Source organism: Mariniflexile litorale, from assembly GCF_031128465.2.
GTDB classification, from domain to species: Bacteria; Bacteroidota; Bacteroidia; order Flavobacteriales; family Flavobacteriaceae; genus Mariniflexile; species Mariniflexile litorale.
Genome location: NZ_CP155618.1, coordinates 981,830 through 997,554 on the forward strand (window position 1 = coordinate 981,830; position 15,725 = coordinate 997,554).

Annotated in this window: 2 protein-coding genes; both read right to left on the reverse strand. The window is 35.4% G+C overall.

Translation table 11 applies throughout. The features are described 5' to 3' along the window. Positions 1–40 precede the first annotated feature (40 nt). Entirely contained in the window at positions 41–14,344 is a 14,304-nt protein-coding gene (locus tag QLS71_RS04020) for a T9SS type B sorting domain-containing protein (protein ID WP_308990629.1), read from the reverse strand. Positions 14,345–14,488: 144 nt separating this feature from the next. After that, positions 14,489–14,848, reverse strand: coding sequence for a hypothetical protein (locus QLS71_RS04025; RefSeq protein ID WP_308990630.1), 360 nt, complete (start codon positions 14,846–14,848; stop codon positions 14,489–14,491). Positions 14,849–15,725 lie beyond the last annotated feature (877 nt).

Consider the following 15,725-nt stretch of genomic DNA (forward strand, 5'->3'; position numbering starts at 1 on the left):
TTTTTATTATTTAGTGATTAAAACACTGATTACCATTTATCTATCTGTATAATGTAAAATGTCCAACAACATCACGCTCATACTTTTTATCATTTAATTTTATAACATACCAATAATCTCCCGAAGGCAGTTCTTTTCCTTGGTATTTTCCATCCCATTTTTGATTCACGCTCAAGCTGGTAACTTTACGTCCATATCTATCTATAACACTCACTCTCATTTCTTTGTATTGTGATGCACATCCAGGCCCCCAAGTATCCAAAACACCATCGTTATTTGGTGTAAAATAATTAGGAATACATAAATCGATAAACTCCATATACTTAGTAGCAGATACAATACAACCATAACTATCATTTACCGTCACCGTATAATCACCCGATTTGTAAATATAAAATGTATTGGTGCTACCGTATGATTCACCGTTTAAGCTGTATTCATAATTACCAGAACCACCTGCAGTTACTGTTACAATTTCATTCAATTCACCATTTTCTAATATCAGAGCTAATGAGTCATACTGTTCAATATCAAAATATGCTGTTCTTTGAATACAGCCATTCGTATGTCTTACATCTATATAATGCCCTAAACCAGCTGGTACGCTTACAAATTCATTACTAGCTTGATAAGTCCCTCCATTTAATGAATAATCTAAATCGGCAGGATTGGTATTACTTGCATCTACTCTAACTGTTACTAAGTTAGTAGATATATTATTAGTACAACCAAATTCAACCGAAACTTCAGGATTAATAGTTACTGATCCTGGGAACGTAATATTCCATTCTGATTCACAACCAAAGTTATCACGGATATAAACTATATGATCACCTCCAATTAATCCATTAAAATCAAACTGAGTTTGAGCTGGTGCTCCCGTTGTATAAACACCATTCACATCATCTAAACTCACACTATAAGGCATGTTTCCTCCAGTAATGTCAATACTAAATGCACCATCCATATCTCCAGCACAAACCTCTGGCTCTAATGATCCAGGAACAATATTCAATATTACTTGGTCTGGTTCGCTTATCGTAAAATTAATAAGTTCAAAACAACCTAATTCATCCTGTGCTATCACTTCATAATTACCTGGAGACAGATTATCAAATGTATTTGTTTCAAAAAACTGATTTAGTTGTGGAGAAATCGCATATTTAATTTGACCTGTTCCTCCAGAAGCATTTATTTCTACAGATCCATTATTAGCCCCATTACAAGTCACATCTGCGGGTGTAAACGGTGCTATTAATGCTGATGTAGGCTCCGTAATACTTACTAATCCAGATGTTGCAGTACAATCGCCACTATCAACTCGCACTTGGTAATCCCCTGCATAAAGCTGTGTAAATACACCAGGACTATTTTGGGTGGCACCTGGTATGTTAATCCCCGTACCATCTTGTAACGTGTAAATATAATTTCCTAAACCTCCTTGAGCTGTTGCTATAATAACACCTGTATTATCTCCAGCGCAATTAATAAAGGCATTGGCTAAGGATAAGTTTGGTAGCAATACCGGTAATGGATCAATCTTGATTTCATTAGACACATTAGCAACACAACTATTGGTATCTCGCACATAATAACTATGTGTTCCAGGAGCAACAGTTATTAGTGCAGGTGTAGATAAAGTAAATGATCCTAAAATTGTAGCAAAATTTGCAGAGTCACTATATTCATACACGCCTGTACCACCTGTAGCACTTAATCTTAACGTAGTACCTGTTAAACACGTTTGAGACGTTTCTTTTACTAAAGTAGCCTGTACTTGAGTGGGTTGACTTATCACAATATTTGGTGATATATATTGGCAATTATAACCATCGGTAATAGTAACATTGTAAGTTCCCACACCTAATCCACTAAATGATGGGGATGCTTGAGGACCAGACGATGTAACTGTTGGCGATGTCATATTTAAAGTATAACTAAAATTACTGCCTTGACCGCCTGAAACTCCACTTACTGTTATGGTAGCATTTGTGTCTCCAAAACATGATAATGAAGTTGTACTTGGCGTTACAGTTGCCGAAATTGGTGTTGGAATTGTTAAAACAACAACCTCTGAATCTATACAGTTCTTAGAATCTCTTACACTAACTAAATAATCACCTGCTGTTAACCCACTAAAATTAGATACACTACTAAACGGAGTAATGATAGTTCCCGAAGTAAGTTCCAATTGATACTCGTAACCACCTGGCCATCCTCCTACTGCACTTGCTGAAATAGACCCATCATTATTTCCACTTACACAAGTGATTTCAGTATGTGTTTCTGAAACTGTTAAAGCTGCTGTTGGTGCTGTAATTGTAAAGTTTTTACTTACTGTACAATACGGTGAACTTGTTAAAGTAGCTGAGATTGTATAGGTTCCTGCTGCTAAATTTGTAATAGACATTGGACCTGCACTTGCTGATGTTCCCGAAGTAACGGCGGTACCCGAAGGAAAATTCACAACAGTATAACTGAACGAACCTGCTTCGTTAGTTGGTGTAGGCACTCTATCAATAAACGTTACATTAACACTACCATTTGAGTCACTAAAACAAGTAACATCAATAACTGAATTTATAGTAAGCTCAAACGTATTTGGCTCATTCACGAAAAAGACTTCTTTGGTACTACAACCTGTATCTGTATTTGTAGCTGTAATATAATAACTTGAAACATCTAAACCTGTAAACACTCCCGTAGTATTGGTTTGAGTATAAATGGTTCCAACGAATGAAGTAGTTCCTGCAGGGTCATAAAATACGTCTTCAACTGTATAAGACATATTGGCAATGGCAGCACCAGAGGTATCGCTAGCTGTTACAGTTATGTCTTCAAGATTGTTACACGTTATAGCATTATCTCTATTTATAGACAAATTATCATCTAACTCAACATATGGCGCAATAGTAACTGCGGATGATGACCCTAAGCAATTATTATCATCATAAACATTAATAACATAATTTCCACCTAAACCATCAGACTCTGTATACGAAGTCGTTGGTCCATATTGAACTCTTATTGCATCACGAATAAATTCATAAATGGTATACGTTCCTGAACCTCCTGTAACCGTTGTTGTAGCAACTGATGCAAAATTATTAGTATTAGTTCCAGCATTACAAGCGTAATCTACAACAGTTGGAACACCTACTATTATTAAATCTGGTTCATTAACCCTAATTATTTCTGTAGCCGTACAACCTCTGCCCGAAGTAACTGTAACCACATAATCTCCCGCCTCCAGATTGTCAAATACATTGGAATCTTGATTAGGACGAGTTACCGCAACCGCATTAACGGTTGTACCTGTTAATGCATATTGATAAATTGGATTGTCATTTACCCCCGCTGCGCTAGAAGCTATAGTGGCAGTAATCATTCCGTTATTACCTCCATGACAACTTACAGCCTCAGTATTTAATATTAATCCTGTTACTGCCGTTGGAAATTCAAAATTAACATCTATTGAAAATGTACAATTAGTAGTAGTATCATGTACTGTAAAGGTATGAATGCCTGCTGCTACAGCTGTAAAACTAGCTGATGCTTGATAAGTACCCGAATCTATACTAAATTCGTAATTACTAGAACCTCCTGATGCAACTAAATTGATAGCCCCATCGTTAGTAGCACAACTTGGTAATTGTGTAATAGTATAATTTAAAGACAATGGGTTTAAAATAGTTGCTACAGCTACTTGAGTTACTTCGCAACCATTTGCATCTTTTACAACAACATCATAAGTACCTGGGTTTGAAACCGTGAATGTTGGTGTTGTTTGGAATCCTGAACCAATATTGTATTCATAGGGTGCAATACCACTACCTACTGCAATGGTAAACTCATAATTTCCTGATGTGTCTGGACATTGGCTTAATACAGCCGCCGTAATACTTGATGGTAAAACAGCAGTAGTGATTGTAACATCCGTACTAATAGCACAATTATTGGCGTCTAATACATACACATCCCAATCCGTATCAACTGCTGGATCAAGTAAAGCTGTGGATGAAGTTGTATAATCGGAAGCTACTGGTGCAACACCATCTTGCACAAAAGCATAGGTATAACCAGGCGTACCATTAGCTACTACCGCTGTTACTTCTGCCAATTTATTACATGTAGCATCTATATTTGTTATGGATAAAGTTAAAGCTGTTGGCTCACTTACTATGACAGTATCGAAAGCCGAACAATTTGTAGTATTATCAAGAACCGTAACACGATAGCTACCTTCTTCTAAATCTGTTAAGGTAATAACATCGCCAGTTTGAGACTGAGTATATGGTAATAATGCAGGAACAGAAGATACAGTTACACTGTAATTGCCTGTGGCACTAAAATCAGATACTGTGAATTCAATAATACCGTTTGAATCAGAATTACAAATAACATCGCTAATTAATTGTCCTGATACATCTATACGTAGTACATCTATAACCTCAAATGATTTTTCAAATGAACAACCGTTGGCGTCTGTTATTCTAAACATATACGTATCGGCCGTTAAATTTAAAAAGGTATTGTTTGTTCCATTATCGAGAATGGCTGACGTTGGGGAAATAATTTCATATTTAGCAATTGGAGTATATCCTCCAATAACTGTTAAACTAACATCAGTTGTTGGTAAAAGACATGTAGGATCTCTATCTACATTAAAATTAATGTCGGTTATTTTCTGGAAAGCTGGCACTATAATACTGCCATTAGCGGTACACCCTTTAGAATCCTGAACATAGTAATTAATCGTTTGATCAAGACCGTTGTCTATTACTGTAAATTCATTCGTGTCATAATACACAATTCCTCCATCAAAATTATATTTATACGGCGCTGTACCAGTTCCTGGAGTAACATTCACAGTTACTTTGGCAGGTTGTGGTACATTGGTAGTACTACAAGAGTAAGCAGTAACTATAGGGGCATCGAAAGCCAAAGCTACTGGATCTATAATAGAAAAAGTATCCGTTACCGAACAATTTTTGGCATCTGTAACCTCAATAGAGTAAGTTCCCTCTCCAAGACCTGTAAAGTAATTATCTCCAATTTGTACTATTGGCAGCCCCGCTGAAGGTAGCGTTTGTGTAACCGTGTAAGTATAGCCTACAGGTGCTGGTTCGCCCCCACTGGCATTAAAGGTAACGGTTCCATCGGTACCTAAAGGACAAGAAGGTGTTGTTGGATTCGATACCACTGTGGGGTCGGTAATTGGTTCCACAACTACTGGTAATGAAGTAAATTCACATGAATTAGAATCTGTAACTCTAAAAACATAAGAACCTGCAGCTGACGCCGTATAAACATCACCAGTAACTGTAGCGGGATTAAAACCACCAATACCATCAATTTCAACCAGATATGAAAATACACTGGTGCCATCTGAAAGATTTAGTGTTATTTCAGCATCCGGATTCGTCGTACAATCCAGTTCTTTAGTAACAACAGGGTTCAAACTTAGTTTTTTAACCAAAGTAATGTTTTCGGTATCTATACAGCCATTAGAGTCTGTTATAGTAACCGTATAAGTTCCCGAATTCAAATTACTGAAAGTATAAGGAAAACTGCTTACGCTTATTGCGGCATTGGAATCTAATTGTAAAGTATAATTAGCAATTCCTGCCGTTGGTAAATTAACCTCTATTTCAAAACTACCCTCGTCTGCACAGGCATCGGGTGTAGATACCGCAATAACCGGTTCATCATCTCTATCAACAACTACTGAAAGAGATGTTTCAATACAATTAAAAGCATCTTTTATATGTACATAATAAGTACCTGCAGCTACATTAAAATTAGAAGCAGCGTCCCAGGCATCACCAATTGCAGGTTGGGTGGCAGATGCAGAAATAATAAATTCATAAGGGGCGGTACCATTACTACCTGTGGCAGTAACCACACCCAAATTATTACAAGTTTCGTTTTTAACAAAATTAGCTACTACTTCAACTGGTACTGCAGATTCAGCAATATTAAAACGTGCAGAACTAACACTACAACCTAAATTAGGTCCTGAAGTTTCTTTAACTAACACAATATAATCTCCAAAAGGCAAGCCTCCAAAATTCGAAATAGGTAAAGTTCCGTTTGCAGGCACCACATCAGGCTCAACTGTGCTTACTAAAGCTAAGGTTAAAGCATCGCGAATTTCATAAGTGACATTCGTATCTGAAGGATACAAACTAGTAACATTAAAACTCACATCACCAAAAGCGCTCCCTGAGCAGGTAAAATTATTGGAAGGTGTTAAAGCAATATCAAGGCTTGAACTTGTATTAACGGGTTGAGTTGCTGTTTCAAAATAATAACAACCTGTACCTGTACCACCGTGTAAAGCATCAGCATCATACACAATAAAAGTATAAGTTACCCCTGGTATTAAGCTATTAAAAGTTGCTGATTTACTTAATGGCGTATCCTCAGACAACCACGGGCCCGTTGAAAGTGCATTGGGATAATCAGGAACCGAACCATCATAAATAGCAAAATAGAATGGCCCATTACCTACTATTGTTGTTGCTGTACCGATAGAAACAACAGCACTACCTGAACTCGACGAGCAATCGACAGGCATGCTTGTAACGTCAATATCCAAATCGTCGGGAGCCGAAGCTACTAGAACATCACTTTCCAAAACAGAACACCCATTGGCATCTATAATATTAACTTGGTAAATACCAAAATTAATCACATCAAAAACAAAGGCAGATATACCATCATGATCAATTTCATTATTAGTATAGCTAGGTCCTGTAATATAATAATCATAAGGTCCTGTTCCACCTGAAACACTGGTGATTTCAACAGACCCAAGAGATGTGCCTCCAGATCCACAAGTGATCGGGTTCCCTTTTACATCCGCTGTAATAACATTGGGTTGTGTAATAGAAAGTGTTTGCGTATCTGTACAACCTTTATTATCGGTAATTGTAAATGTATAATCATCCGCAGGTAAATTAAAAATGCCCGTTGTGTTATTACCTGTTAAAGTTCCCGCAGTATTAGTATAACTAAAAACAAAAGGTGTTACCCCCAGTGTTGTATTGTAATTTACTTGTACCGTTGCTAGATTACCGTTACAAAGTATGGGAGTGGTTATGCTTACACTTGTAATATCTGGATTTACAATTGGGGTAATTGTAACCGTATTGGTATCTCTAGAACAGCCATTGGCATCTGTAACATTGAATTGATATGTTCCAGGCGTACTTGTAGTAAATAAATTCCCTGATAAGGTACCTATAAAACCTGAAGGTGCACTTATAACGGTATAACTATAAGGACCATTACCATTAGCAGCATTAATATTAATAGTAGCATCCGTAGGAGCTGGAGCACAAGTTAAATCTTTAGTTAAAACAGCCTGTGCCGTAAGCGGCGCATAAATAGTAAACACCTGTGTTTCAATACAATTGTTAGCATCTTTCACACTCAAAGTATAAGTTCCCGCAGGTACGCCTGTAAACTCACCTGTCGTATTATAAGCGCCTCCTATGCTAAATTCCAAAGTACCAACACCTCCACTAGCTGTTGCATTTACAGTGAAACCTGTTGCAGTAGTTCCAGTACATTGATTGGAAACAACGATACTATCAATTAAAGGCGATGGATCTGTACTTATTGTTACATCCAATTGGGCTGTACAACCATTGATATCTTTTACATACACATCCCAAAGTACATTAGTACTTGGGTTTAAGTTTGCAACATTATTAGAAGTGTAATTTGTAGATGACGGTGTTACCCCATCTTGTACAAAGGCAAACGTGTAAGCGCCTGGTGTACCTACGTTTGTGGCATCTACATTTACAGTTACAACCGCATTAGAATTATTACAATTGGCATTAACATTTGAAGTCAAATTAAGTTGTAAAGGCGTTGATGGTTGCGAAATAACTTGGTCTGCCGTATCTGTACAACCTGTAATTTCATCTGTTACAACAATAGTATAAGTACCTTGTGCTAAATTAGACACATTAATTACTGCAGAAGTTTCTCCTGTACCAGTTGGTGTACCATTAATAGAATATGAATAGGAACCAGTAAAACCAGAAACTGTATAACTAGCAAACCCCGTATTCTCTCCATTACATAAAACATTGTTTTTACTTCCTGCTACAATATCAATATTTACTTTATCTGATACTGGGTGGGATTTGGTTGTGGAGCAACCATTAGCATCCGTAACTTTAAAAAGATAAGTACCCGCAGTTAATCCATTAAAAACACCTGTTGTACCACCCGAAGTGTTGATTACAGGTCCAGAAACAATTTCATAAGTAAATGGCGCAATACCTGTTCCTGCAGCAACTGGAACTGTAACCGTACTCGTTGATTCCGTGGGATTACAGGTTATAGCCGTATTTGTAATCGTTCCAATTGTTGGCGGATTAAACGCTGGTATGTTAATAGTCTTGGTGTCAATACAGCCATTAATATCTCGAACCGAATAGGTTATTGTTTGTACACTTGAGGTATTGGTTACTGTTAATGTATTGGTAGATGTATACGTACTACTACCATTAAATGCATAACGATAGCCTCCCGAGCCATTAGTAGCTGAAACGGTAATTAATGTACTTGTAGCACAACTCGTATTAGGAGGAATAGTAGCACTACCAACTAAGGTTGTAGGCTCGGTTAAAGTAATGGTACCCGAACTGGTACAGCCTTTACTATCCATCACTTCATAAGGATATGCAATACCAGCACTTAACCCTGTATAAGTGGTCGTGTTTGTAAAAGCAGAACTGTTAAAACTATAAGTATATCCGCCTGAACCACTTGAACCTGTTAAAATAACCTGTCCGTCAGCAGCTCCATTACAACTTACTTGTGTTGGAGTAATGGTTACCGTAGGGTTTACAATAGCATTTATTGTTGCAGTAGCCGTTGCAGTACAGCCTGTAGCATCGGTTATGGTAAATACATAAGTGCCAGAATTAGCAGAGGATACTGAATGTGTAAACGTTGGGCCCGTTAATGGGGCACTGGCTGCAGTTGGTGTACCAGCATCTTTAGTTATAGTATATGTGTAATCGGCTGTTCCTCCCCCTATGGTAACTGTAATAACAGCATTGGGAGATGCACTACAATCTAATTCCTTAGTGACAGCAGCTGTGGCTAATAACTGTGGAGCTATAACGATACCTGAGATAGTAGAAGTACAATTATTACTATCTGTAACAATTATTTCATGAGTACCAGGCCCTACATTACTAAAAGTATTTGTGTTTTGTCCTGGCTGTCCATTTAAACTATAAGAGAACGGAGCTGTACCACCACTCAAATTTACGATAAGAGTAGACTGGTTTATACTATCGTAACATAAATCAGAACCAGCATCCAACGTAGCAGTAGGTCCTATTGGAGTATTAACCGTTAATATTGAACTACCTACAGAGGATACACATAAATTGGCATCTTGTACAAAAACCTGATAACTACCTGTTGGCAGGTTTGTAAAAGTAGTACCTGTTTTATATGCCGTAATTACTGTGCCTGTTGAAGCATCCCGAAGCTCATACCTATAAGCAGGAGTTCCGCCTGTAGCCGAAGCGGTTATTGTTGCTCCTGTTGTACAGGTAGGTTGTTGTGTTATTGTAGCCGAAGGAATAATAGCATCTGGCTTACTGATAGTTTGTGTAAAATTAACATCACAACTCGATGGATCGGTTGCATCTTTACGAACTTTGACATTATAAGTAGCGGCCGATAATCCCGTTACAGTAACAGGAGAGGTTAACTGAGTAACCCAACTAGTTCCTCCATTTATAGAATATTGAAATCCAGTAGCTGCATCAAAATTTTGAGCAGCCATTGTAATAGATCCATTGCTCAAACCATCACAAGTTACATTTGAGAAATTTGTGATTTGAGCTGTAAACGCTTTTCCTGTAGCCACTTCAAAAGGAAATGTTATAGTAGTGGTACAACTTTTTGGAAGTTGATATACACTAATATCGTCTATAGCAACGTCGTTACCACTGGTTTGTTGAACATTAGATCTAACAATAAATTTTAAACTAGTATTTGATCCTGGATCTAAAGTCATGGGTGTTTTAGGGTAATTTTCCCATACTTGAGTTTTTGGAATATTACCTGTTGAGAAAGAGGAGATTTCAACACCTGAAGCATTCACTAAGGCAACAACTAAATCGGGGTCAAACTGCGTATTACCTGTTCTTAATAAATTCATTGCAAAAAACTCAACATTAATAGGCTGATTAGGAATAATATCATTAATCTGCTTTTCGTATAAAATTTCTGTTTTAGGGATGCTCGCTCCAATGTTAACAACTAAACATCTTCCTTTTGGTGTTGCTGGAACAGTAGCAGGTGTATGGTCTCCTGGTTGTATCCAAGCAGCAAAAGGACTAACTATACGAGCTGTAACTGAATAATCCCCATCATTTATAGCAGGACTACCTTTACATTGTGTAGCTACTGTTTGTCTTTCAAAACAATAATAAGTTGGATTTATACCTGGAGAAGTAGTATCATCTCCATAACCAAACGTCTCATATAATAAATTACTATAGGTTGTTACACTTTGCAATTTATACTCGACAGTTATTGTATGCGATCCGTTTGGCACATTTAAAAATACTGTAGGATCAGCCGTATTTGTGTTTGCTACTCCATCTAATAAATAATTATAACTATAAGAACTACTTCCAGAATTAGTTACGGTTACTGTAGCATCCGCTGTTCCATCACAATTAAAATCGGGATCTGAAACATCTATAGTTGGCGCTACTGGTTCAGAATCTAAAGTAATAGATGGCATAGAATAAATACAACCATTTCCATCTCTTATATATAATGTATAACTTCCTGGAAAAACAAATGATTCATTTGTAGTTACCCAACTCGCCTGATTATCAAAACTATATTCATAGGGAGGTGTTCCTCCTTGCGGATTGGTAATACGCACTTTCCCTTGATCTTCTTGACCTAAAGGTCCACAACCTGCTAATTCCGAAATACCCGAGGAAGCTGTTAAAGCAGTATCTGGTTGGGTTATAATAATATTTTCTGGAGTTGTAAAACATTCTGATGCACCAAGAGAATATTTTATAATAGCTTGATAATTGCCTGAAATAAGATTTGAGAAAACGGGATTAGAAACATAAGTAACTCCATTATCTATACTATATTCCAAACTATATCCATTGGCGTTTGTAACATTAAATTCAATTTCTCCTGAATTATCATTGTAACATAAAATATCATTTTTACTAATTGTAAAAACTGGAGCTGGATTATCACCTACAGTTATCGACGTGTTTGTAGTACAATTATTAGAATCGACTACTGTTATATTATATGTTCCTGGAGTTGTAACAACAATTTCTGGTACATCTTGGAAATCGGTAGTGCTATTTACAAAATAAAAATAAGGTGCAGTACCTCCCGTTGGGTATACCGTAATTTCAGCATCGGTACAAGTTAATGGTTTTGTAAGGGCTGAAGTTGCAGTTAATAGTGGTGGATTAACAACTGTAACTGTTCCTGAATATGAACAACCATCTTCTGTTTCTACCAGTGTATTATATGTTCCAGGGTTTAAATTTGCAAAAGTATAATTACCTTGCATAATTGGACCTACACTATTTATAAGTGTTGCGCCATCATAAATAGAATAAGAATACTGAGGTCTAACATCATTAGCCGCCAATCTTACAGTTCCTTTTCCACCATTACAAAATGGAGGCGTAACAATTGTAGAAACTGTAAAATTTCTTTGTCTAATTTGAATATTTGGTACAGTAAAAATACAAGGATTACTAGTTACACCTACTTGTTTTACGTATACTGTATATATATTTGGCGAATTGACAGTAAAAATATTGCTCGATTGGTAAGTTGTCCCATCTAAACTATATTCATACCCTCCAGGAACTCCTCCAACTGTTATTTGACCAGGTGTTGTACAAATAATATCTCGAGTGGTTACGGTTGGATTTAATAAATTTTGATATGAATTGAAATAAAATCGGTTAAAACAACCTCCCGCATAATTTAATGTTAATCGGAATTGACCTGAAGTGTTAACGGTATAATCTGGTCCGGTTCCAACCTGAGTCCAAGAACATGTCTCGTTTTCATTAGCACATTCATCACTAAAAACCGCTGCACAACTAGCTTCATTTAGTTTTTCCCAAATAATTGTGGATCCATCTGAAACACCTGTATTAATTTCTCTAGATGCATTGGCTCCACATAAAAATATATTTGGCAATAGTTTTCCATCATTAGGACATTCAACAACCTCATCTGCATATGGAATTACAGGATTTGTTCCCACCCCTCCAAAACGAGTAACTGTAATCTCTTGATTAATAGACAAACAAGGAGCGGCAGCTGTATTATGAACATAATAAGTTCCAACATTTGATACTGTTATAGATTGATTCGTTCCTATTACAGGAGATCCTGTTGGACTAGTGGACCATGAATATGAACTGTATCCGCTTGCAGCAGTTAATACTACGTTGGCCCCACACAGTACTTCAGTTCCTGTATATAAACAATCATCAACTCCTACCAAGAAATTAGTAGCCTTTGGGGTTAATATACAACCTGTATTACTATTAATACTCGGGTCGTCGGAAATAGTGAAATTAGGATTAAAAACACCTTCATAAGTTGCATATGCCTGATTATCTACACTATTAGAACATGCATCACTTAGCAAATTACAGGACGGTACAACTTTAACTTTAAAACGAATCTCTAAAATGGGCGTCTTTTCTTTAACTACCTCATCATCTACTTCAAAAATAATTTCTCTTGTTATTGCGTTAAAACTTTGAACCGTTACTCCTGTGGGCAAAATATCCAAATCATCAGGGTAATTAAAAATAATATTTATTGGTAGTATATCTCTAATAGTAAGCTTTGTAGCATCATCATTACCAATATTTTGAAATCCAATAACATAATTTAACTCATCTCCGAGGTTTACATTGGCTCCTCCTATATCATTACCCAAAGCATCTTCGACCGTTTTGGTAAGCAAAATATTTGGTTCTATAATATCTACAGCAAAAGAAGTAACAAAAGCACCGTATCCATCACCACTTGTTGTTAATTTTAAATCTCCCGCAGTGGCATCATTAGGTAATACATTATTAAGTGGGTTTGGTATAATTACATTTTTAATATCAAAGCCTAATGTATTAGTACTGTTGGGGTTCCTATTATTTACATAAGCACCATTATTAGTTATCCTAGAGTTAAAAAAATTGTTAGTAGGGCTTAATGCATCACTTATAATTGTAAATGCAGCTGATGTACTTGCCTTAAATCTAAAAGAATCACCTGTTATTCCGTAATCTCCTTCTAAAGCAGAAACTCCAATTCTAGCAACAACAGGAGATGGAGCGGGCAAGGTTTGAAAACCAGAAACTGGAATATCAATAGAAGTACCTCCACCAACACCTGCGTAACCATCAAAAACTGAAATAAATTTACTAGGCAATGTTGGGCTTTCGTATATTATTACTAGGGTCCAACCTCCGGCACATCCTCCATTCCTTTTTCCACGAGTTGCTCTTATGTTGGCAACAGTATAAGTCCCTTCTGCTTCTGTTAACCCTTGTAATAAATTTGTGACATTTTTATAACATATTATAGGTGAATCTTTAAAAGAGTTGTTAATATTCGTATAGTTATAGCCATCAAAAATAATATCATCTTCTTCCCCTGCAAGATCTGGATTATTATCAGCTACCAAATCAATAAATCCACCAGTAGGCAATTTAAATTTCACCTGATTCCAATCATTTAACCTAGCCGTACCAGTAAAACTTTGACTTGAATTTGTACCAACCTCATTTGGATAAACAGATGCCCAATACAATCCGGCATACACAATACTTTTACATGAATTATTTAATAATAAATCTGCAGTACTTGAACTAAATATAGATGCGTCTCCTCCACTTGCTACGTTTATATATTCGCCGTCATAACTATTATTATTACCATTTCCATTATATGGAACAGATAAACCTTTACCTGTAATTACACTATTCCCAATTAAAACGATATCTCCTTTTACTTTAACACTCCCTCCAGGCAATCTGGGAGAGAACGGTACTGCAAGTTGTGAAAAAGCTGTTGCACTACTAAATAAAATTAATACGCAAAGCATCAATTGGTAAGTTCCCTTCTTCATCTGCAACAAATGACTCCAACTAAAAGCAACAGAAAATTTTAACCCACTTGATTTCTTAGCAATCCTTGTGAAAAAAGACATCATTTTTTTAGCGAAATTTGCCAAAATAATTAGTTTCGAAAGTACTAATTCGAAAAAAGTAGAGTTCTCCATGATATTTTATAATTAAATTCTTTTCTCTCTAGTTTGAAATGAAAAGAAATGTTGTTTTAATTTTTATATACTTATTGATTTTCAATTTTACACAATTACCATTCTAATATTAAACGGCTTGGTTCTTTTATTTTAAGACAATATTCATGTCCTATATATTATCATGTTTTCTGAATGCTTATTATGCTTACTCGTATTTGTATCAAAAAAGAAGTTTACTTCAGATAGTTTAACAGAGATAACTTTTTTTGAAAAACAGTCTTTAAGAGAAAGATGACCTACATTATAAACGTAGCTGATATTAAAATCAGTATTGCAGGTTCCAACGTTCTTAAAAGGATTATTAATAGACCCATTAATATTATTACCAATTAAAGAAACATCATCTTTAACGGCTGGATTAAAATAAGAATGGGAAGACACGAAAGTTTGGGAAATACTTTGCAGACTAATTAATAATAATAAAACAGCAATTACCTGTTTAAAGAAAGTAAAGTTCTTCATGAAAATTATATTTTGGAATTTCATTCCTCAGAGAGTTTCAAAAAATTAGAGTTATTTAAGCAATTTTAAAATTCTATTCTTAATAATATACATATGTTATACTAATTAAACCTTTCTTTATTTCCTCATAAAATCTCTATCTAAACCCTCAAAGAATTGTCCTAATATTTTACTACAGTTTTTTCACAAAACATTATTTCCTTTTATGGGCTGTAATATTTCATTTTTCCTGAAATTCAAAAATATAAAAAAATCCACGAAATGCATCATTTTTTCGATGAAATGCGTTAATATTTATTATTAAAGGTTTTTTCTTACTTTTTATTTTAAAGAATTTGTATATCCCAATTAAAGTTTTGTTTTAAAGATTATAACCGTGTTTTCGCTTTAATTTAATTTTGTTTGTACAATTAATAGATGGTTGTTTTTACTAAAGAAGGGAGCCTTTTGCTTTTTGCTAAAAATACTAGAAAATGTATTGTATCGTAACAATATAAGCTTATATGAAAACTGAATTATTTAGAATTTAAAAGTTACAATGAAATAAAAAATGTAATACCTATTTATTCAATGTTAAAATTAAAATTCTTTAGAACTCAGTTAACAGCGGTGAAGAATGTAGAATTAAAGACAATATTTACTAAAACGCAACTTGACTATATGATCCTTAATTTTAAAGCAGCAAATTCACTTTAAAGCAAATTATACCATTAAAAAAGAAAAGCCCCAAACACAAAAAAATTTTTAAGTCTCCTTTAATAAACTGAATAAAAATAATCTCAAAGCAAATAATTACTGAATTTGGTACTTTGCATTTCTTCCAAACATTTACTTTTTATATTGCTTCCAAGTCTTATAATTAGCAAAATTAGGAAGC

Bases quoted from the DNA above. Each gene is read 5' to 3' on its own strand.
- QLS71_RS04020 (WP_308990629.1), bottom strand. From the start codon at position 14,344: ATGGAGAACTCTACTTTTTTCGAATTAGTACTTTCGAAACTAATTATT.
- QLS71_RS04025 (WP_308990630.1), bottom strand. From the start codon at position 14,848: ATGAAGAACTTTACTTTCTTTAAACAGGTAATTGCTGTTTTATTATTA.